Genomic DNA, 21,181 nt, shown 5'->3' on the forward strand with positions numbered 1-21,181 from the left:
CGGACGACGCAGCCCCGCCCGCGCGGCCGACGGACCCCGCAGGGCACCCTGGCCAGCAGATACCTCACGTTCGTCACCGCCCGGCAGTACGGTGTCACCCATGCGCCCCGACACGCCGCCCGCCGACAACGCCGACACCGTCGACCACGCCGCCGAAGCGGCCCGCCTGGAGCGGACCGCCGGCCTGTATCCCGAGGACGCCGAGGCCCTGCTGCTCCGGGCCGCGGCACACCTGGAACTGTCCGGCGACCGCCCCGCCGCGACGGCCCTCTACGACCGTCTGCTCTCCTCCGGCGACGGCCTGGAGAACCCCCACCTGGTCCGCGCCCTGAAGGCCTCCAACCTGTGGGAGTACGACCACGAGGCGGAGGCCAGGGCGATCATCGAGGGCATCCGCACGGCGGCGCCCCGGGACCCGGCCCCCTGGGTGATCATCGCCGAGTCCCTGGAGTCCCACGACGAGCTGGAGTCGGCGCACAAGACGTTCACGGAGGCCGTGGACCTGCTGCTCAGGGACGTCCCGGAACCTCCGTACGCCACGCATCCCCTCCTCTTCGGCCGCCACCGGGTGCGCCGCATGCTGGGCGCGGCCCACGACGCCTGGGACACCGTGGCCGACACCCTGAACACGGCCCCGGTCTCCCTGGACGAGCTCCACGATCCCAAACGCGTGTGGTCCCTCGGCTCCGACAACCCGGCGGAGCTCCAGGCCGAACTGGTACGCCTCCGCGCCGAACTCGGCACCTACCGAGAGGCCCTCTCCCGCCCCTTCCCGGTCGCGGTCCTCCACTGGCCGACCCAGGAACTGCGAGAACTGCTCACGGCCTACCCGGACCTCACCACGGAGTACCCCTCCCACGAGGCCCACCTGGCGACCATAGAGGCATCCCTGCGCGAACTGGCCGCCTCGGGCACCGCCAACCTAGGCATCGTCTCCGGCACCCTCCCCTCCTACGAGGCCTTCGCCGCCTCCGAGGGCTCCTCCCCGTCGGACCCGACCCTGCTCCCCCAGTACGCGACGACCTTGGCGGCGCGGGGGCGGGCGGTGGCCTGGCCGCCACAGCAGGGCACGCCGTGCTGGTGCGGTTCGGAAGGACCGTACGAGACCTGCCACGGAGTCCAGAAAATCTGAGGCCACGGGTTGGACGGGCCTCCTGCACCGCACCAGGAACGCATCCAGGAACTAGGGACGTATTTGTTCCTATCCGGTTACTCCTTCACGTCAGGCTCACGCTAACGTCACAGGCGAACCAGTTGCACTGGCATGTCCGCACACACCTGGACATGCCCCGGCCCGCGAGGAACACCCGTATGCCGCCCTACCAGCCGTCTTCTGACTGGCAGTTCGATGTACCCACCAGCGGTAGCAAACGGCTCCCCCCGGCGGCCAGGTCGTTCGAATCGCTGGCGCATCAGGGCTACGGCTTCGAGGCGGCCATCGCCGACCTGATCGACAACTCGATCGACGCAGGAGCGGGCAACGTCGTCGTCAGCTTCCTGCGGGACACCGGTGAGCGGGGTGGACGCGACCGGCTCGTCGGCTTGCTCGTCATCGACGACGGCCATGGCATGGACGAGACGGGCCTGGACACGGCGATGACCGTCGGCGGCCGCCAGGAGTACGCCGTCGGCGCGCTCGGACACTTCGGGGCCGGGCTCAAGGCCGCTTCCCTCTCGCACGCCGATGCGCTCACCGTGATCAGCCGCACCAAGCGGAGTCCGTCGGCCGGCCGGCGCTGGCTCACCGCCCGCGCCCAGGCCGACTTCACCTGCGACATCGTCGATGCGAAGTACTGCCAGAACCTGGTCGACCGCTACGACGGGATCATCGGCTGGCACGGCACCATCGTCCGCTGGGACCAGGTCCGCACGTTCGAGACCATCACCGCCGGTCAGACCGACCGCTATCTCGACGACGCGATCGAACGGCTCGAGACCCACCTCGGGCTTCACCTCCACCGCTTCCTCGCCCGCGACGGCTTCCACATCGACATCGTCGTCGAGGACGTCCACACTCGGGAGGAGCTGGACCACCGCGGCGTGGAACCCATCGACCCGTTCGGCTACCGGGTCCCGGGTCGCCCCGGCTATCCCCGTGCCTACACCGCGCCTGTTGAGGGCGTCGGCGACATCGAGCTCACCGCCCACATATGGCCGCCCAAGTCGCCCCTCGTCGCCTACCGCGGCATCGGGCCGCTCGCCGAGCGGCAAGGCTTCTATCTCTACCGCAATGACCGGCTCGTCCAGGCCGGCGGCTGGAACGACACCCGGAGTCCGGAAGGCCACCTCGCCCTGGCCCGCATCGCCGTCGATCTGCCGCCCGAGCCCAACGACGTGTTCGCCCTGACCGTCAAGAAGGACGGAGTCCAGGTCACCCCGGCGTTCGCCCGGGGCCTTGAGAAGGCGGCAGCCCCGAGCGGCCACACCTTCGCCGAGTACGTCCGCGAGGCCGAGGTGACCTATCGCGAGGCCGCCAAGCGGCGTACGGAGGTCAAACGCGCGGCCGTCATCCCGCCCGGCAAAGGCATCGACCCGAAGCTGAAGCGGACGCTGCGGGACGAACTGCCACAGCTGGAAGGCGCCGATCCCATCACCTTTGCCTGGGCCAGGCTCGACGTGCCACCCGGCGTCGACGCCGCCGAACTGCTCTTCACGATCGACCACAAGGAACGCCGGGTCGTCCTCAACAAGGACTACCGGCACGCCTTCAACGGTGACCGGCGCGGAGGTTCCAACGACGCACCGGTCCTCAAGAGCCTTCTCTATCTGATGCTCAACGAGATCTTCCAGAAGGAACGCGTCTGGGCCAACCAGACCGACAAGGTCGCCCTGTGGAACAGCGTTCTCGTCACCGCGGTGCGTGCCGAAATCGCCCGCGCAGAGGGTTAGTCACGCCTCTCGCCCGCGCCCTCCCCTATCTCCAGAAAGGCTGCCCGACCGCCGTGACCGCCGAGAACACATCCGCTCCCGACCACCTCACCGACCTGCACGGTGAGGTCCTCGACGCGATGAGCAGGCGTGGCCCCAGGCACTTCGCCAAGCTCGCCTTCGTACTTGCCGACGCCGACGATCCGGCAGACGCGGACATGGCCCGCTTCCGCGACCGTCTGCTGGCTGCGGATCCCGGCGACGAGCTGCTCACCCTCTGGCGCCGCAAGCTCACGGCATGGGACTTCGAACAGTCCCCGACGTGGTCGGCCGCCACCGCGCCTCGCACCGCGGAGCGGCGCGCCGAGATCTACGACAAGCTCGCGTTCGGCGCGGATCTGCGCAAGGCGCTCGACGCGGCAGTCCCCGTGCACGAAGAAGCGGGCCCCGTCACCATCAGCCGCGAGTTCGAGCCCTGGTACACCCGGGAGCAGGCCGCGAACCGCTCCTTCTACTGGACGTCGTACGAACGGCTGCTGCGCCGCAAGGGCTGGAGCGACGCGGCGGTCTCCAGCCTGGACGAGGCCGCCCACGCGGTCGTCGAGCGGCTTGCCGACCCCACCCGCGACACCCCGTACGGCGCCCGCGGACTCGTCGTCGGCTACGTGCAGTCCGGCAAGACCGCCAACTTCACCGGCGTCACCGCCAAAGCCATTGACGCGGGCTACCGCCTGGTCATCGTGCTGGGCGGCACCCTGAACCTGCTGCGCGGCCAGACCCAGCGCCGGCTCGACATGGAGCTGATCGGCCAGGAGAACATCCTGGGCGCCGCCGACCCGAACGACCCGGACGCCCTGATCGGCATCGACTACCAGGACGACGAGGACTGGCCCGCGAAGTTCGTCTCCTTCGGCGCCCGCCCCTCCCTGCTCGGCGCCTTCGACATCGAGCGTCTGACCTCTCGCGACCGTGACTACATGGCGTTGGAGCGCGGCATCAGCGCCTTGGAGTTCGAGAAGCCGGACCGCACCCGACCCTTGTACGAGCCGGCGAACCTGCACGCGGCCCGCGCCCGCGTCATGGTCGTGAAGAAGAACAAGTCGGTGCTGGAGAAGCTGGTCACCGACCTCAAGAAGATCGGCCCGATCCTCGGCGAGATACCGGCCCTGATCATCGACGACGAGTCGGACCAGGCCTCGGTGAACACGACCGACCCGAAGAAGTGGGAGGACGGGAAGGTCACCCGCACCGCGATCAACGGCCAGATCAGCAAGCTCCTCAAACTCCTGCCCCGCGCCCAGTACGTCGGCTACACGGCGACTCCCTTCGCCAACGTGTTCATCGACCCGGGTGACGAGGAGGACCTGTTCCCGCGCGACTTCCTGATCTCGCTGCCCCGCCCCACCGGCTACATGGGCGTTCAGGACTTCCACGACCTGGACACCATGGAGGACGGCGAGGGGCAAGCCGAGAAGAAGCACGTCCGCGGCATCTACGGCTCCACGGGCGACCGCCTCCAGGAGGCCCTGGACGCCTTTGTACTCACCGGCGCGCTGAAGCTCTACCGCGAGAACCACGGCGTTCCCTCGGGCCCGTTCCGCCACCACACGATGCTCGTGCACGAATCGGTCCGCATGGCCGAGCACGCCGCACTCGCCGAGCGCATCGAGACGATGTGGCGTAACGCGGCCTACACAGGCCCGGAAGGCCACGCCCGCCTGGCGTCCCTCTTCGACAAGGACTTCCACGTCCACGCGGATGGCTCCCTGCCCACTCCCGCGACCTACGCGGACCTCAAGCCGTACGTCTCCGGGGCCCGCCGCCTGATCAATCAAGGCGGTGGCCCCGTCATGGTCGTCAACGGTGAGAGCGAGCGCGACTACGCCCAGCCCGACCTGGACTTCGACCGCACCCCGCGCGTCTGGAAAATCCTGGTCGGCGGCACCAAGCTGTCCCGTGGCTTCACGGTCGAGGGCCTGACGATCACGTACTACCGCCGCACGACGCAGCAGGCGGACACGCTGATGCAGATGGGCCGCTGGTTCGGCTTCCGCCCCGGCTACCGCGATCTCGTACGTCTCTACATCGGCCGTGAGGAGTCCCTCGGCCGCGGCCGCAACGCGAAGACCGTCGACCTGTACGAGGCCTTCGAAGCGATCTGCCGGGACGAGGAGCTCTTCCGCGCCGAACTGGCCCGTTACGCCCCCTTGGTGGACGGCCGCCCCCAGGTCACCCCCGCACAGATCCCGCCACTGGTGGCCCAGCACCTGCCGTGGGTGAAGCCGTCGGCCCGGAACAAGATGTTCAACGCGGAGCTGGTGGAGGTCCGGTCGCCGGGTACGCCGATCGAACCGGCTGCATACCCGGTGGATACCAAGATGACGGCACGGAACACCGAACGCTGGAAGCCCATTCTCGCGGCACTCAGAGGGACATCGACGACATGCCGGCTGCTGCCGGATGACACCTCACCGCTGTCCCGTAGCTTCCAGGCAGCCACCACGGTGATCCCGCACGCCCAGCTCCTGTCCATCCTCAGCTCACTGGAGTGGGAGGACGGCAACGTACTCGCCCCGCACCTGGCCTACCTGTCCCAGCTCGACGGCCGCCTGGCCAAGGTCGACGAATGGCTGGTCATCGCTCCGCAGCGCACACAGCGCCACCGGATCGAAGCCACTGTGGTGGACCAGGGCCCCTTCTCCCTGTTCCGCCGAAGCCGCCAGTCCGGCAAGTCGTCCTTCGGCCGTATCTCTGGCCTGGAACACCGTTTGTACGCACAGCAGCTGGTCAACCAGTCCGACTCGGCCTTCCCTGGGGACAGCGCCCCCGTACTCGGAGCGGCTCAAGGTGTAGTCCTCCTGTATCCCGTCGTAGAGGCCGCTCACGACGATGAGGTGAAGGCCGTTGCCGCGACGGGTGCTGCGGCGGCTGACCGGGTCACCATGGCATTCACCGTGATTCCGCCGAAGGCAGCCATCGACACAAAACAGCAGCTCGTGCGCTTCCGAACAAAGGACTCCACTCGTCCGGACGCCGTGATCGTCAACGCGTTCTGAGGCGCGACGGCTCTGCACGTAACGAACCACTCACCGACGGGGAGAGCATGCTTCCTTTCGAAGAGGCCGACATCAAAGCCGCTACAGCGGTCGCTCTGCAGCATGCGGCGGCCGGGGTAGACCCTGAACTCGACAAGGTCTACGAGCACATCAAGGCGCTCGACCCGACGGGCCGACGGTTCGCCAGGGTCCTTCGTGACACCATCGACCAGCTGCTCAATGGCGAGGTGACCGGACGCTACGACTGGAAGACGCTCTTCAAGACTGAGAAGACTCACGCGGGAACTCTCGTAGAGATCAATCTCCAGCGTGAGTTCAGGTTCGCGGACGGCGAGGCTATGGATTACCAGATCGCCGGCGTCGACGTGGACTGCAAGTACTCCCAGCAGTTCGGCGGCTGGATGATCCCGCCAGAGGCGGTCGGCCACCTCTGCTTGCTTGCTTGGGCGGACGACTACAAGTCCCTCTGGAGCATCGGCCTTGTCCGGATACACGACGAGTGGCTGAACACGGGGAACAACCGCGACCTCAAGCTCACGATCAAGGCGGCACACCGGGAAAAAATCCAGTGGATCTGGCACGACGAGGACCTCCCCGAGAACGTGCTGCTCCACATGGATGCCGCTGACCGGGAGGCCGTGTTCACAGCGAGCTCAGGGCAGGGCCGCTTGAACGAACTCTTCCGGCGCGTCCAGAAGCGACGTATCGGCCGTAATGTGGTGCGCACAGTGGCCCAGCAGAAGGACTACATGAAGCGGGTCCGCGGTAACGGCGGCAGCCGGTCGGCACTCAAAGCGGAGGGCATCCTCATCATGGGGGACTATGCCAGCCACCGCGAGATCGCCGGCCAGCTCGGTCTCCCGCTGCCGGACGAAGGCGAATTCGTCAGTGCCCGGGTGGTCGCCGCAAGACCTCATCACGGGGACACGCCGCGAGTCTCCCTAGACGGGAAGCAATGGGTCCTCGCCCAGCCGAGCGACCCCGTTGAGCCCGCCCCGGTCCTGCCTTCACACACCAGACAGGACTGACGATGCACGCGCCGTTCGCAACCGGCCTCCTCGGGTGGAAAAGACTGGAGAAGACCGGAAAGCTCGTCCCAAACAACGCGGACTCCGACAGCAATACGTCAAAGCTGCTCGCGAGGCATGTCCTTGAGGCACTGGGGGTGGAATCCGATGTCGTGCTTCCCGGCACCCCTGAAAGTCTTGGCCCAGCGCTGGAACACGCGGTCTGTGATCACCTGAGGACCGCGCTACCACATCTGTCTCCGGAACGTACGTGGCATGTTGACCACAAGAAGACCGTGGCCGACTTCGCGCAGTACGAGCACTTGGACAGAGTGGCTGAAGCGGTACGCAAGAACGCCACCCTTCGTGTTGATCTCGGCCGTGATTACCTCATCAAGCCTGATGTCACGGTAGGCGTCACACGTCCAGGGACAGAGGCCGCGACCCGTCCGCATCTGCATGCCGCGGTATCCTGCAAGTGGACAATCAGGTCAGATCGCGTGCAAAATGTGCGCCATGAATTTCTCCAGATGATCAGGCACCGGCGCGGTCGGCTGCCCCATCTGGTGGTGGTGACCGCGGAGCCTATGCCCAGCCGGATCGCCTCGATAGCGCGAGGGACAGGAGAAGCCGATGCTATATATCACATCGCCTTCGATGCCCTGAAGGCCGCAGTTGCCGCTGTCGGCAGCCGCCAACAACAGGATGATCTGAGCGAGATCATCGAACAGGGCCGTCTCCCGCCCTACGGGACGCTGCCGCCAACTCTGTCCGACTGGTAACTCACCGCAGATGACTGCTTCCACTCCAGAACCAGATCCGTCACAGACCGCCTGGGTGCCGCCCGAGGGCTCATGGGCGTCGTCCGCCGCACGCCGCCGCAACATGCAGGCGATCCGGAGCCGGGACACCACTCCTGAGCGGCTTGTCCGCCGGCTGGTGCACGCCCAGGGGCTGCGCTACCGAGTGGCGGCTCGCCCGCTCTCCGGCCTTCGCCGAACCGCCGATATGGTCTTCCGGCCTGCGAAAGTAGCCGTCTTCATCGATGGGTGCTACTGGCACGGCTGCCCTGAGCATTACGTGTCTCCGAAGACCAATCCCGGTTACTGGTCCGACAAAGTGGCCCGGAACATGGCCCGTGACCGCGATACAGACGAGCGCCTGCGGGAAGCCGGCTGGCTTGTCCTGCGCTTCTGGGAGCATCAGTCAGCCGAGGAATGCAGTGAGGCGATCCGTCAAGCCGTGATGTCCAGGCGGCCGCCCTCCCCCGCCAGCAAGGCAAATGCCCCTACTGAGCAAGAGACATCTTGAGTACTCGCCGGGCCATGGCGTGGTCCTCAATCCTCATGAACTCATAGGCGATCTCGGCAAGCTGGCGCCCGTCGCGTCCGGTCTGCGCATACCTGAGTATCACGTCGGCCTCAGAACGCAGCCCGCGCGCCCTGCACGCGGTCACCGCGAGAGCCACCTCTGCCGGTCCGCCCGCCATTCCGACGTGCCGCAGGATGCCGGCAACGTCCTCGGCGCTCCTGGTCTGCTTCATGTCCAGCAGAGTCAGCGCGGTGGGCCACCGTCCTATCTCGTGTTGCCGGTCCCCCTGCGCTGGGGGGACCGGCAACACAGTCCGCTGGCAGCTGGTACACAGAAGCGCCGGCGGTTCACACGCCTTGAGCCGGAGGTCCTCCAGTTCTTCCCAGGTGACCGGCATGGTCGCGCCACTCGTCCTTACGGCGGTCTCCGCCAGGTCGTAGAGGGCGCGGATAACCTCCTGCTTGGGCCTGTGTATGCGTGCGTTGAGCAGATCGGACAGTGCGCTCGCTGAGGTGTCGCAGCCATGGTTGCGCCTTGCCAGCTCCTCATGCGTCTGCCGCAGCGGCAGGTCGACCACCTTCATCAAGTCGCGCAAGGCCCTGGCGAGAGCCTTTCTCTCATCCGGAATTTCGGCATCCAGTTCTCTGAAGTGACCCGGTCGCGGCACGCCAGCTCCTTCTGTCCTCACCGCAGGCAGCTTTCGACGACAGTGTGCCGCCGCCCATCCCCAACTGGCTCCTCAATTGTGTCCAGATACTCATCCGGACACCCAGCCGCTTCTCTTTCAGTCGGACTTGAGGTTCGGTTGTGTGTAGCGGGCCACTGTCAGGCGCCAACTGTCCTGACACGCAGTCGGGCTGGCCCGCTCAGGCTCTGCGAGGTGGAGATGAGCATGGCCTTGCCTTCATGGCAGGACAGCAAACTGGGCACGATGAAGCGCGCCGCACTCTGGCTCGTCCAAGTGGTCGGCGAAGGGAACGTCTTCACCAAGGGGCAGCTCCGCGATGCCTTTCCGGACGTGGCGCAGATCGACCGCCGCATGCGGGATCTCCGTGATTTCGGGTGGAAGATCGACACGAAGCGCGAGGACATCGGCCTCGACGCCAACGAGCAGCGCTATGTGCAGCGCGGCGAGCCCGTCTGGGAACCGGGCCGCGGTACTCGGCCCAAGAGCGCGATCACGGTGAACCAGCGTCGGGAGCTTCTGGCCACCTACAACCACAAGTGCAGTTCGTGTGGCGCCACCCCGGGAGACACGTACGCCGACTCGGAGGTCACAGCTCAGCTCGACGTGGCCAGGCGTGAAGTCCTGCTGCCGAATGGGACAAAGGCTCTCCAGTACGTCGTCGAGTGCAATCGCTGCCGAGTCGGCGGCATCGGTTCCACGTACGACGTGTCGGCGTTGCTGTCCGAGGCTGCCTCGCTCCCCTCGCTCGAACTCGACATCCTGAAATCCTGGATCAAGCGGGATGCTCGGACGTTCAGTTCCGTTGAGGACGTCTGGGCGAAGTACCGGGCACTGCCGGCCGAGGCACGCGAAGCATTCCGCGAAGGCCTGCGTTAGGCGCCTGCGGCTACCCTGCCGGCGTTCGACACCATCGTTTCCCCAACCCACTTCAGCTACGAGAGGTACCCATGCCGACGGACTTCGGCGCCCCCCCGATCGCGGATGAGAACCGCGCCCTGGTCGAGCAGCGGCTCCAGGATGTGCGCGCAGGTAACGCAGTGCCTGAAACACTCCGCGTGGAGTTCCGGGGCCGCCCTATCCACGTCGAAGTCATCGACATGCCGGTAGAACGGCTCTACTACAACCCCGCAACCCACAGGGTCAGTGCACAACGCGCTTACGACCCCGTGCAGGAAGAGGCACTCACAAAGGATCACTGGTCCGACGCCGGCCAGAGCTACCTGCATCACCTGCTGACAGCCATGCCGTCTGACCCGCGCCAGCGCGATCCGGACTTCGACAAACTGAAGGAGAGCCTTCGCGAACATCGCCAGAACGAGCCGGGACTCATCTCCCGTGAAGGTGTTCTCGTCAACGGCAACACCCGCCGGGCTGCTCTCAAAGAGCTGGGCGTCCAGTCCATCCGCGTGGGTGTTCTGCCGGCTAGCTGCACCTGGGACGATATCCTCTCGGTTGAACTGTCGCTGCAGCTCAGGCCGGACCGGCGGCGCGAATACTCCTATGTCAACAAGCTGATGGCCATTGAGGAGCAGATGAGCCAGGGGCTGCCTCTCGCCGCCATCGCCAAGCTGTTTCACACCACAACGCCGGCACTGGAACGGGACACATGGGTTCTCGGACAGCTGCGCGACCTCGTCAAACGCAGCGAGCACGGCCGGATCAAACTTCGCCTCATGGACTTCGAGGACGCTAAGGAAAGCTTCGCCGAGCTCTACCGGACCTATGACAAGGAGAAGGCCAAGAACAAGGAGGCGGCGGACACCCTCCTTGAATACCGGTTGGCGGCGATTGTCCTTGAATTCGCCAAGACCGATATCCGTAATATCCGCACCGACTTCCGTGAGAAGTACCTGGAACGTCACTTGCCTGAAGGGACCCGCACAGCCGCCCCGGAGCCGCCGAAGGCGGTCTCCATCCCTGGTCTCAATCGTTCCGTGCCGGCACCGAGTTCCGAAACAGCCGGGGCCCGTGCCCTCACTGACGTGCTCCTCCGGGCGAAAGCCACACAGAAGTCCGCGTCCACAGCGACCGCCGAAGAGCTCACTGCGGCCAACAGTTCCCTGTCTTCGCTGCGGGAGGCCTTCGAGGAGTCGATCCAGGATGCTGACAAGGCGAACCGCGACCGGAAAAAGCGGCTTGCAGCCCCCGACCGAGTCAACGCGGCAGTTCGAGAACTTCAGCAGTGCATCACCGACCTGGTGCTGGCACGGGGCAACAACAGCCTGGATGAAGCCGCCTTCGATGACACTCTGATCGCACTCAGGCAAGCACTGACCAAGGTGTCAGCCGAAGCGTCAAAGAGCATCCAACTCCCGGGGGAGGGCCTGTCGTGGCTGCGTGAGGTCGTGGCAGACCAGCGATGACACACCCTGACCTCCCGTCGCTCCGGATCAGCTTCGACGTCACCAGGACGCGGGCAGTGCTCCGCGCCCGGCCGGGCTTGGAAGGCGACTTCGGGATGCTGGCCACCCGGGTAGCTCCGGGTGGCCAGCGCGGCCCGCTGACGTCGGATGCTGATCTGGACAGCTTTCTGTTCTCAATCGGCGAGCTGGCCACCTGGCCCCACGCTGATGTCGAGTGGGAGCCTGAGCTGGCCAGCCTGGTCACCGGTGTCCTTGATGACGCCGAGACAGTGCAGGCCAGGCTCGGCTCATCGACTGCCGACTCCGAGCAGCTGCCGCTCGCGCCGGATGACGTTCAAGCGCTGCTGGGCGCGGGCTGGCAGGCAGACCTCACTTCGTTCCAGCTGCGGGACATCGGGGAGCTGCTGTCCCTGGGGCACGGCGCGAACTTCAGCGTCCCTGGTGCCGGCAAGACCCGCATGGCCCTGGCGGTATTCAGCGCCCTGCGTGAGCGGGGAGAGGTCCGGCGGCTTCTCGTCGTATGCCCCAAGCCGGCCTACGAGTCCTGGCAATTCGAAGGGGAGGTCTGCTTCAAGGAACCCTTGCTGACATCCGTCATGGACACCGGATTCCCCGATCCGGAAGCCGATGTCGTCTTGGTCAATTACGAAAGGCTGTCCGGGTCTGTCAACCACCTGTCGGAGTGGCTGCGTACGGCTCCGGCGATGTTCGTGCTCGATGAAGCGCACCGTATGAAACTCGGAGCCCGCGGCACCTACGGATCTGCTTGTCTGTCGCTGGGTCCACTGGCCCGGCGGCGCCTCATCCTCACTGGGACACCAGCTCCCAACGGTGCCCGGGATCTGGAAAGCCTGCTCTCGTTCGTCTGGCCAGGCCGCGGGAAGCAACTCGTCGTCGAAGCGGTCAGCGGCGGCGATCTCGCCTATGCCAGCCAGGCCCTGCGTCCACTGTTCACGCGGACAACGAAGAAGGAGCTCGGCCTCCCTCCCTTTGAACCCGTAGTTCGCTATGTCGAACTTCCGCCCTTGCATCGCGAGTTGTACGACGCACTCAAGGGGATCCCGTCCGCACGCCGAGGTGACCTGGCCGCACTCGGCAAGGCGGCGATGCGCACCCTGATGGCCGCCATCAGTCCGGCTCTGCTGGCCCCGAGTGACAACCCCTACGACGCTCTCGCCTTTCAGCTGCCGGCGCTGGACGTCTCTCATGGCGATTCACTTCACGCGCTGCTCCAGCGACTGCCGCAGCATGAACTTTCCCCTAAGTACGAGGAGACCGTTCGCATCGTCGCGAAGAACGCGCGGGCCGACCGCAAGACACTGGTCTGGACTGGTTTCATCCGAAGCCAGAAAACTCTGGAGGAGCTGCTTGCACCGCATGCCCCGGCTTCCGTCTACGGCGCCACCTCGGCCCGGGACAGGGAAGCTGAGCTCAGCCGCTTCCGTGAGGACCCGTCATGCAAGGTCCTGATCTCCAACCCCGCGACCCTTGGTGAAGGGATCAGTCTTCACCAGGTCTGCCACGATGCCGTGTACGTGGACCGCGACTTCATGGCTGGCCGCTTCCTCCAGAGCCTTGACCGCATTCACCGGCTGGGGCTGCCTCCAGACACCGAGACGCGCGTGACCGTTCTGGCGGCCCGGGGCACGATCGACGAAATCGTCGCTATGCGCCTCGAAAAGAAGCTGCACTTCCTGGGCAGCGTGCTCGACGACCCCGCGGTGCGCCAGCTCGGCGATCTCCAAGAGGAGGAGACCACGGGCCTGGGCATGGACGCCGATGACATCCATGCCCTTCTCGCGCACTTGGACAGCCGGACGCCATGACGGACGGCTGAGCTGCGGTACCGCCCACGTGCGCCGCTCCTCAGCCGCCCTCGCTCACTGACCGGCAGCGCGGTTGCGGTCTGCTTTGAGCACTTCCATGATCGATTCACCGATGGCCTTCGCCACGGGCGGCGGGAACGCGTTCCCGACCTGCCGGTACTGGGCCGTCTTGCCTCCCGTGAATTCCCAGTACTCCGGGAACCCCTGGATGATCGCTGCCTGGCGAACCGTGAGCATGGGCCCCCCGGCGCGAAACAGATCGCGATCCTCAGTGCCGGTCGGTTTGCCGTCCACTGGCGCATTGGCCACACCCATGCCCGAGACGCCTAGATTTGCCCATGCCTTCTTGGCCCGGCTGGGACCGAGGTCAGCGCCTCCGTGCTTCTTGGAACCGCCTACGAGCGTGGGGGCAACGCCCCTCTTAGCACCGTCCGCCCAATCGTCGAAGACCTTCTGGGCCTGGGCAGCTCGGGCCCCGGTCAGAAACGGCGCGATGCGTTCTTGCATCGAGTCCTTAAGCGCATCGAAGACTGTTACCGTCTCGGCGCAGGGCGCGGGAGCTTCGTACTTCAGGTCCTTGAGCACGTCTTTCCGGAACGCGACAAGGATGGAGCGCGGCCGAAGCTGCGGAACACCGAACTCAGCCGCCTCGTAGACATCCCAACCCACGACCTTGTAGCCAGGCCGCCCCTCGTCGTCAGGCTCCATCTCCTCAAGGCTGGCCTGGATCCGTGACCTGTAGTCGTCGAACTTGGGGTCCATGAGACCGCGGACGTTCTCGATCATCACGGCGCGTGGGCGGATGAGTTCGGCCAGCTCCAGAATGCGCGGGAAGAGATCACGCTCGTCGTCCTCACCGAGTTGCTTGCCAGCGTGAGAGAAGGGCGGACACGGCACACCCCCGGCGAGCAGGTCAACCTCACCCCGCTTGTAGAGACTGGCGCTCTTCACCAAGTCACGCGCGGGGTCGAACACCACGACGTCCTGGCAGAGGACATCGCAGTTGGCGCGCTCCCAGTCCCACTTCGGGTGCACTTCGATGTTTTCACGCAGGGTCGCCGCCGCGTACTTGTCGATCTCGACAAGGGCCAGGTGTCTGAAGCCGGCCGAGTGCAGCCCGATCGCCTGTCCGCCCGCGCCGGCACAGATCTCGATCGACGTGTAGCCCCGGTCAGTCCCGGTCATGGCCCCTCCTCTTGCACGAATTCCAGCGACGCCTCATACGGCAGCCCTCACAGAGGGTGACACGACCCACTGACATTGCGACTCGACACGGCGGCACACACCAGTGTGCGGCATCCCCTGACCCACCTTGGCCACCACCAGCCCAACGGACATCAATTTCGAACGCTCGTACGATATCGTGACAGTCCATGCCGGGGTGGTCGCTATGAAGGGTGTCCGACTGACCCGTGAGGGGCGGCTCCTCAAACGCCGTGCGCTCTACCGCGAGCGGGACAAGCCCCTGCGTGACCGGAAGATCCAGGTGGTACTGGAAGAGGGCACGCCGCTGCGGTGTGAGCTGCGCTCGTTCGGCTTCACCGCTGCCGACGGCGAGCCGGGAGACGGCTACATCGAGGTCCACCACAGGCTGTCTCTCCACGTATCGGGCGTGACGGAGAGCCGGAAGCAGATCCTGCCCTCCTGTACGCGAACTGCCACCGCATGCTCCACAGGAGCCGTCCTGGAGAATCCTGGCGCACTCCAGCATCTCTGCGCGCGGAGATAAGTATGTGCACTCGGCCGGTGTCCCATTAGGCCACCTCCGCTTCGGCCTCATGGTGCATGTGAGCCCGGTCGAGGATGTCGTCCGGGTCGTGTCCACGTGCGACTGCCCAGTAGAGAAGGTCGGCGATCAGCTCGACTGTGCACTCCTCGAGGCCGGTGCCCCGACCCCGCCCGCGCCTGCCTGCGTCGCTTTCGGCGCCCTGGTACCTCTCGAGCGCCTCGACCGCCCGCTCGATTCGAAGGCAATCCGTCTCTGCACCGAGCGGCACCTCACACCAGACCGCCTTGCCCGTAGTGGTGAGAACCGCCCCCCAGTCAGCGGCGAGGCCGGCGATGAGATGCAGGCCTCGGCCGCACTCCTCGTAGCAGTCCGCGTTCCGGGGGGACGGAAGGGCAGGACTCCGGTCGTGCACCTCCAGCCGTAGCCGGTCGCGCCTCCACTCCAGCACGAGCGCCGCCGAGGTGCCCTCCCCCACATGCTTGACGACATTTGTCGCCAGCTCCGTGACGATGACTTCGGCCTCGTCGACAGCGACCGGCATACCCCACCTGCTCAGTTGCCTTACGGCAGCTCTCCGCAGCAGCGTCACCTCGCTAGGCGCGGCTTCGAATGGCAGAACGCAGCGGAGTCGGCAATCGGTCGTTTCGGGGACGGACATCGCCAATCCTCACTCCCAGGCCACGCACATGCCTGCGCCTGCCGTATCCGATCGGCTGCACTGCGTAGCGATCCCAGGCCGAGCATGACACACGGGAAGTCTCGCTGTGCAACTTCTCACGAGAATCGATCGGGTGAAGCTGATGGTGAGTCCGCATGGAGCTACCTAGCCTGATGGGCGTCTTCCGGGCCGCCGCCCGGCTCACGGCGAAGGAGCCACATGTCCGAACGGACCACCACACGCCGACGACAACTGGGCGCGATGATGCGCAAGTTGCGTGCTCGGAAGGGTCTGACGCTTGAGGAAGCCGGCCTTCTTGTCGGGGTATCGAAGGCGACGGTCAGCCGATACGAGACCCAGGCAGGGCCGGTCAAGTGGATCGTCGTCGATGCCCTCTGCCGGGAGTACGGCGCCACCGAGGCCGAGCGGCGCGCTGTTGTCGGGCTCGCGAAGGACGCGAGACAGCAGGGCTGGTGGAGCACCTTCGCCGACTCCATCCCCGAGAGCATGAACTTGCTGCTCACCCTTGAGGACGAAGCGGTCGGGGAGAGCCACTTCTCCTGCGTCTACGTCCCGGGGCTGCTCCAGACCCGCGACTACAGCACCGCTCTGCAGAAGGCCAACGAAGTACCCCTGGAAGCGGAGGAGATCGAGCGGCTCGTCGACATCCGCATGAAGCGGCAAGAGATCCTTTCGCGGCCGAGGCCGCTTCGCCTGTGGGCCATCCTGGACGAGTCCGTCATCCGCAGGGTTGTCGGCTCTCCGCAGGTCATGAAGGAACAACTCGGCCGACTGCTTGAGGCCAACGAGTCTCCCCACATCACGCTGCAGGTGCTGCCCTTCTCCAAGGGAGCTCACGCCGCAGCACTCGGCAGCTTCGTCGTGATCGGGGGCCGGGAGCCGACCCTCGATGTCGTCTACGTCGACTTCCACACCGGATCCCTCTTCCTGGAGAAGGACGAGGAACTGGAGCGATACAGACTTGCGTTCGAGTATCTGCGCGCACAAGCGTTGGACATGGAGGCTTCCTCCGCCCTGATCGACCGTGTTCGCAAGGAGTTGTAGATGCCCGCCGACCCTTCGTTCCCGCATGAGCTCGCGTGGTTCAAGTCTTCGTACAGCGGTGGCAACGCCACTGAGTGCCTGGAGGCTGCCTTCGTCCCGTCAGGCGTGCTCATACGCGACTCCAAGCGCCCGAAGGGCCCTTGCGTCGCCGTGTCTGAAGGGGCATGGGAGTGGTTCGTGACAGCTCAGACCCGCCCTCGGAGGTAAGAAGCCCCGAAGATCGGCGTCTTTGAGTTCCCGAGAAGGTGGATCAGGCGCGGCTCTCGACGATCACCGGCCATGCTGGCGTTCTGTGGCCACCAGGAGACCTTCCCTGGACGGTCAGTCCGCCACCGGCCTTGCGGGCTCACCCATCTATGGGGCCCCGAGCCTTACAGGAGTCTTACGCCGCCGGTCCTCGGCTGGACCGTGCCTGCCCTCGCACCCCTAGTTTGGTCTGGACCAATCACCGGACCCACGCTTGGGAGATGAGCCATGAAACGAAAGGCCAAGGTCTTAACCGCCGCGCTGACGGCCGCGGCGGCGCTGTCGCTGGCGGCGCCGGCGGCCTCGGCATCGGCATCGGCTTCGGCGCGCACGGAGTCATCGCGCCAGGCCGACACGGCCCACGCGGTGTTCGTGCAGACCAACGGCACGGCGGGCAACATGATACGGGTGTTCGGCAGGGCGGCCGACGGGTCCCTCACCTCGGCCGGCGAGTACGCGACGGGAGGGCTCGGGGGCACCGAGCAGGAAGCACCGGTGGACGCGCTGGCCTCGCAGGGCTCGCTCGTGTACGCGAACGGGCTGTTGTTCGCGGTCAACGCGGGAAGCGACACGGTGACCGTGTTCAAGGTCTACGACGGCACGCGTCTGCGGCGGATCCAGGTGATCCGCTCGGGCGGTGACTTCCCGGTGAGCATCGCGGTGCACGGTGGCCTCGCGTATGTGCTCAACGCCGGTGGGCAGGGGGCGCTCCAGGCGTACCGGCTCTCCGACAACCGGCTCTGGCCGATCCACGGAGACAACCGGAGCCTGCACCTGGGCAACGCGACCCCGCCCGTGCACATCAGCGCCCCGGCCCAGGTGCTGGTGAGTCCCGACGGCCGCTACGTGCTCGTGCCGACCAAGAACCACAACACCGTCCAGGTGTTCCCCTCCTACGGCGGCTGGCTGGCCTCCGCCCCGGTGACCAGCGCAAGCGCCAACCCCGTGCCCTTCGCCGGCGTCTTCGACGAGCGGGGTGACCTGCTCCTCACCGAGGCGGGCACCTCGACCGTCACCGCCTACCACCTCAACCCGGACGGCACGCTGAGTGTGGTCGGATCCTCCGCGTCCGACGGCCAGGCGGCCCTGTGCTGGATCGTCGGCGTCGACGGCCACTACTACGGCACCAACGCCGGCAGCGCGAACTTCAGCAAGTTCGAGATCGGCCCCTCCGGAGTGCCCGTGGCCGAGACCGGCGCGGCCAGCGACGCGGGACCGATCGACATGGCCGCCAGCGGCGACTACCTGTACGTCCAGAACGCCGGCGCCGGTACCGTCACCGGTTACGCGGTCAATCCCACGGATGGGGCTCTGCGTCAGGTGACGTCCGTGACCGGACTCCCCGCCTACGACAACGGGGGCATGGAAGGAATCGCGGCGAGCTGACCGCCGCCCCCGTTCGGTGCCCCGCTGCCCTGGGCGGGGCACCGAACGGGGTGGTGGCGGGAACCGTCCGGTCGGCTGGGGCCGGTCAGCCGAACATGCCCGGCTGGTAGTCGCCCGCCGGCAGCTGGACGATGACGTTCACGCGGTTGTAGGCGTTGATGAGGGCGATCAGGGAGACCAGGGCGGCCAGCTGGTCCTCGTCGTAGTGCTTGGCGGCGTTCTCCCAGACCTCGTCGCTCACGCCGCCGGCCGCGTCCGCGATCCGCGTGCCCTGCTCGACCAGTTCCAGGGCGGCGCGCTCGGCGTCGGTGAAGACCTTCGCCTCCCTCCAGGCCCCGACCAGCAGGAGGCGCTGCGTGCTCTCCCCGGCGTGCAGGGCGTCCTTGGTGTGCATGTCGGTGCAGAAGCCGCAGCCGTTGATCTGGCTGGCGCGGATCTTCACCAGCTCCTGCGTCGCGTGCGGGAGCGTCGAGTCCGACAGGACCTTGCCCGCCGAGTTGATGTAGCGGAGGAACTTGTTCGCGACGTCGTTACCGAAGAGGTTGATACGGGCTTCCATCGTGGGCTCCTTGCTCGTCGTCCTGCTTGTCGACTTGCTTGACGACTTGCTCGTCGTCGGCTCGTTGTCTCGTTGTTCCGGCGTTGCACAGGTACGACGGAGGCCGGCCTCGGTGTGTGACAGCTCCGCCCGGGCGGATGGTGTGACCTGGGTCTCATTCGGTGGACCGGTGAGTCGCGGTCCGGAGGGGCGGTCGATCGGCGGACTCTTGTGCGGGTTAGCCTCGGTTTGCTCGACTTCTGTTCGATGTCTGCGGGAGGCAGTGATGGCGAAGGTCACGGCGAAGGTTCCCCCGGCGGTGGTCGCCGCCGGTGGGCTCGTCGGCGGGTACGGCGTGGCCCGGTGGACCAGGAAGCGGCAGCTGGGCGGGGCCGTACTGGCCGTCGCCGGGGCCGCCGCCGCGCAGCAGTGGCGGCAGCGGGCGGGCGGTAAGGCGGCCGGGGCGCTCACCGCCGCCTACGTCGCCGCGTTCGCCGGGTCGCATCCGCTGGCCAAGAAGATGGGCGCCTGGCCGTCCGTGTTCACCGTCGCGGGTGCGGTCGCGCTCGCCTCCTGGGCTGTCGCCGACCGGCGTCACCCGTAGGCGTAGGGCCCGGTTCCGGTTCCGGTTCCGATTTCGGTTCCGGTTCAGATTTCGGTTCCGGTGCCGCCCGCCGTCAGGTCAGGGCCGCCGTCAGGGCAGGGCCGCCGTCCGGTCAGGCCGGGCTCGACGACGGGGGCGTGGTGTCCGGAGGCGGGCCAGGGGGCGTGGTGTCCTGGTGGCCGCCGCCCTTGGTGGCCGCCTTCGCCTTCTGCGCCACCGCCGTCAGCGGCTTGGCGATGTCCTCCAGGGAGCGGCGTTCGGCGTCGACCGCGAGGAAGGCGGCCACCAGGCCCGCCGCGCACATCAGGGCGGCGCCGACGGAGAAGGCGAGGACCGTGTCGCCGACCTTGCCGGTGCCGGTGAGGTCGGCGAAGAGCAGCGGGCCGCTGATGCCGCCGGCCGCGGTGCCCATGGCGTAGAAGAAGGCGATGGACATCGCCCTCGTCTCCATCGGGAAGATCTCGGAGACGGTCAGATAGGCGCTGGAGGCGCCGGCCGAGGCGAAGAACAGCACGACGCACCAGCAGGCCGTCAGCGTGAGCGCGCTCAGCACGCCGCTGTGGAACAGCCACGCCGTGCCGAACAGCAGCACGCCGGACAGCAGGTAGGTGGAGGAGATCATCACCCGGCGGCCGACCGTGTCGAAGAGCTTGCCCAGCAGCAGCGGGCCCATGAAGTTGCCGACCGCGATGACGGCGAAGTAGTAGCCGGTGTGGTCGGAGGGCACGTCGAAGAACTTGGTCAGGATGGCGCCGAAGCCGAAGGTGATGGCGTTGTAGAGGAAGGCCTGGCCGATGAAGAGCGAGAAGCCGAGGACGGCCCGCCTGCGGTAGTCGGCGAAGACGGTGCGGCCGATCTCGACGAAGCTCACGCTCTTGCGCTGGTGGATGGTGATCTCGCCGTGCGGCTCGGGCAGCCGCCGCCCCTTCTCCGCCTCGACGCGGCTCTCGATGTCGGCCACCACCTCCTCGGCCTCGCGGTCCCGGCCGTGGATCAGCAGCCAGCGCGGGCTCTCCGGGACGTGGCGGCGCACCAGGAGGATCACCAGGGCGAGGACGGCGCCCAGGGCGAACGTCATCCGCCAGCCGACGTCGGCGGCCAGGATGTCGGTGTTCAGCGCGAGGATCGACAGCAGGGAACCACCCACCGCGCCGACCCAGAAGCTGCCGTTGATGATCAGATCGACGCGTCCCCGGTAGTTCGCGGGGATCAGCTCGTCGATCGCGGAGTTGATCGCCGCGTACTCGCCGCCGATCCCGAAGCCCGTCAGGAAGCGGAAGAGGAAGAACCACCAGGCCTGGAAGGAGAGTGCGGTCAGGGCCGTCGCCGCGAGATACACCGCCAGGGTGATCATGAAGAGCTTCTTGCGGCCCCAGCGGTCGGTCAGCCGGCCCCAGAAGAGGGCGCCGATGCAGGCGCCCGCCACATAGAGGGCCGCCGCCACGCCAGTGACCTGACCCGAGGTGATCGACAGGCCGCTGCCTGGCTCCGACAGCCGGCTCGCGATGTTGCCCACGACGGTGACTTCCAGGCCGTCGAGGATCCACACGGTGCCGAGACCGATGACGATCGTCCAGTGCCAGCGCGACCAGGGGAGGCGGTCGAGCCGGGCGGGAATGCTGGTGGTCACGGTACGGCCGGTGGCCGCTTCGGCGGTGGCCATGGGCTCCCTCCTCGTCGAGCGGAACCTCATGCGGGTTCCCCCCGAGGGAACGGATCACGCCCTGGGCACGGCCGACCGGCCTATCCGGCCATCGCAATCCGGCCACGGTCGACCGGCCGCCCTGCCTCCGTCATGACCGCTCGCCGCCCTGCCTCCGTCGCCACCCTGCCTCC

At 66.8% G+C, this 21,181-nt stretch carries 19 protein-coding genes; 14 read left to right on the plus strand and 5 right to left on the minus strand.

Annotation, left to right across the window (positions count from 1 at the left end):
• Nucleotides 1-100: 100 nt before the first annotated feature.
• From ABZ484_RS06890 to ABZ484_RS06915, 6 genes are all read left to right on the plus strand, one after another.
• Entirely contained in the window at nt 101-1,132 is a 1,032-nt protein-coding gene (locus tag ABZ484_RS06890) for an SEC-C domain-containing protein (protein ID WP_358864817.1), read from the plus strand.
• Between the two features lie 179 nt (nt 1,133-1,311).
• Nucleotides 1,312-2,889 (plus strand): ATP-binding protein, encoded by a 1,578-nt coding sequence (locus ABZ484_RS06895; protein ID WP_358864818.1) that lies wholly within the window; start codon nt 1,312-1,314, stop codon nt 2,887-2,889.
• Between the two features lie 119 nt (nt 2,890-3,008).
• Nucleotides 3,009-5,924, plus strand: a complete 2,916-nt coding sequence (locus tag ABZ484_RS06900; protein ID WP_358864865.1) for a Z1 domain-containing protein — start codon at nt 3,009-3,011, stop codon at nt 5,922-5,924.
• 47 nt (nt 5,925-5,971) lie between these two features.
• Nucleotides 5,972-6,952, plus strand: coding sequence for a NaeI family type II restriction endonuclease (locus ABZ484_RS06905; RefSeq protein WP_358864819.1), 981 nt, complete (start codon nt 5,972-5,974; stop codon nt 6,950-6,952).
• A gap of 2 nt (nt 6,953-6,954) precedes the next feature.
• On the plus strand, nt 6,955-7,713 hold the full coding sequence (locus ABZ484_RS06910) for an NgoMIV family type II restriction endonuclease (protein ID WP_358864820.1): 759 nt from the start codon (nt 6,955-6,957) through the stop codon (nt 7,711-7,713).
• Nucleotides 7,714-7,723: 10 nt separating this feature from the next.
• Entirely contained in the window at nt 7,724-8,242 is a 519-nt protein-coding gene (locus tag ABZ484_RS06915) for a very short patch repair endonuclease (protein ID WP_358864821.1), read from the plus strand.
• Here the strand turns inward: ABZ484_RS06915 and ABZ484_RS06920 are convergent.
• Nucleotides 8,220-8,909: a hypothetical protein gene (locus ABZ484_RS06920; RefSeq protein ID WP_358864822.1), complete on the minus strand. Its 690-nt coding sequence runs from the start codon at nt 8,907-8,909 to the stop codon at nt 8,220-8,222. The genes ABZ484_RS06915 and ABZ484_RS06920 overlap by 23 nt on opposite strands.
• Nucleotides 8,910-9,128: 219 nt before the next feature.
• Between ABZ484_RS06920 and ABZ484_RS06925 the strand changes: the two genes are divergently transcribed.
• From ABZ484_RS06925 to ABZ484_RS06935, 3 genes are all read left to right on the plus strand, one after another.
• Nucleotides 9,129-9,806 carry a hypothetical protein gene (locus tag ABZ484_RS06925; protein ID WP_358864866.1) on the plus strand — a complete coding sequence of 226 codons (678 nt, stop codon included), beginning with the start codon at nt 9,129-9,131 and terminating at the stop codon, nt 9,804-9,806.
• Nucleotides 9,807-9,877: 71 nt separating this feature from the next.
• Nucleotides 9,878-11,293: a ParB/RepB/Spo0J family partition protein gene (locus tag ABZ484_RS06930; RefSeq protein ID WP_358864823.1), complete on the plus strand. Its 1,416-nt coding sequence runs from the start codon at nt 9,878-9,880 to the stop codon at nt 11,291-11,293.
• The gene (locus ABZ484_RS06935; RefSeq protein ID WP_358864824.1) at nt 11,290-13,119 is read left to right on the plus strand and encodes a DEAD/DEAH box helicase; all 1,830 of its coding nucleotides are present in this window, start codon (nt 11,290-11,292) and stop codon (nt 13,117-13,119) included. Before ABZ484_RS06930 ends, ABZ484_RS06935 begins: the two co-directional genes overlap by 4 nt.
• Before the next feature lie 54 nt (nt 13,120-13,173).
• Here the strand turns inward: ABZ484_RS06935 and dcm are convergent, their stop codons facing one another.
• Nucleotides 13,174-14,304: a DNA (cytosine-5-)-methyltransferase gene (gene dcm, locus ABZ484_RS06940; RefSeq protein ID WP_358864825.1), complete on the minus strand. Its 1,131-nt coding sequence runs from the start codon at nt 14,302-14,304 to the stop codon at nt 13,174-13,176.
• Nucleotides 14,305-14,431: 127 nt separating this feature from the next.
• Between dcm and ABZ484_RS06945 the strand changes: the two genes are divergently transcribed.
• Nucleotides 14,432-14,848 (plus strand): hypothetical protein, encoded by a 417-nt coding sequence (locus tag ABZ484_RS06945; RefSeq protein WP_358864826.1) that lies wholly within the window; start codon nt 14,432-14,434, stop codon nt 14,846-14,848.
• Nucleotides 14,849-14,873: 25 nt separating this feature from the next.
• Here ABZ484_RS06945 and ABZ484_RS06950 read toward each other — a convergent pair whose 3' ends face one another.
• Nucleotides 14,874-15,506 carry an ATP-binding protein gene (locus ABZ484_RS06950; protein WP_358864827.1) on the minus strand — a complete coding sequence of 211 codons (633 nt, stop codon included), beginning with the start codon at nt 15,504-15,506 and terminating at the stop codon, nt 14,874-14,876.
• A gap of 219 nt (nt 15,507-15,725) precedes the next feature.
• On the opposite strand from ABZ484_RS06950, the gene ABZ484_RS06955 reads away from it, so the two are divergent.
• The 3 genes from ABZ484_RS06955 (at nt 15,726) to ABZ484_RS06965 (ending at nt 18,203) form a co-directional block, all read left to right on the plus strand.
• Entirely contained in the window at nt 15,726-16,571 is an 846-nt protein-coding gene (locus ABZ484_RS06955; RefSeq protein ID WP_358864828.1) for a helix-turn-helix transcriptional regulator, read from the plus strand.
• Nucleotides 16,572-16,778 carry a DUF397 domain-containing protein gene (locus ABZ484_RS06960; RefSeq protein ID WP_358864829.1) on the plus strand — a complete coding sequence of 69 codons (207 nt, stop codon included), beginning with the start codon at nt 16,572-16,574 and terminating at the stop codon, nt 16,776-16,778.
• Nucleotides 16,779-17,045: 267 nt separating this feature from the next.
• Nucleotides 17,046-18,203, plus strand: a complete 1,158-nt coding sequence (locus ABZ484_RS06965) for a hypothetical protein (protein ID WP_358864830.1) — start codon at nt 17,046-17,048, stop codon at nt 18,201-18,203.
• An 85-nt stretch (nt 18,204-18,288) separates the two neighbouring features.
• On the opposite strand, the gene ABZ484_RS06970 is transcribed toward ABZ484_RS06965, so the two are convergent.
• A complete protein-coding gene (locus ABZ484_RS06970; protein ID WP_358864831.1) occupies nt 18,289-18,762 on the minus strand; it encodes a carboxymuconolactone decarboxylase family protein in 474 nt (157 codons plus the stop codon).
• Nucleotides 18,763-19,027: 265 nt separating this feature from the next.
• Between ABZ484_RS06970 and ABZ484_RS06975 the strand changes: the two genes are divergently transcribed.
• Entirely contained in the window at nt 19,028-19,345 is a 318-nt protein-coding gene (locus ABZ484_RS06975) for a hypothetical protein (protein WP_358864832.1), read from the plus strand.
• Nucleotides 19,346-19,457: 112 nt separating this feature from the next.
• On the opposite strand, the gene ABZ484_RS06980 is transcribed toward ABZ484_RS06975, so the two are convergent.
• Nucleotides 19,458-21,008: an MFS transporter gene (locus ABZ484_RS06980; RefSeq protein ID WP_358864833.1), complete on the minus strand. Its 1,551-nt coding sequence runs from the start codon at nt 21,006-21,008 to the stop codon at nt 19,458-19,460.
• Nucleotides 21,009-21,181: the final 173 nt, after the last annotated feature.

It is taken from the genome of Streptomyces sp. NPDC006393 (assembly GCF_040628575.1).
In the GTDB taxonomy this organism is placed as follows: Bacteria; Actinomycetota; Actinomycetes; order Streptomycetales; family Streptomycetaceae; genus Streptomyces.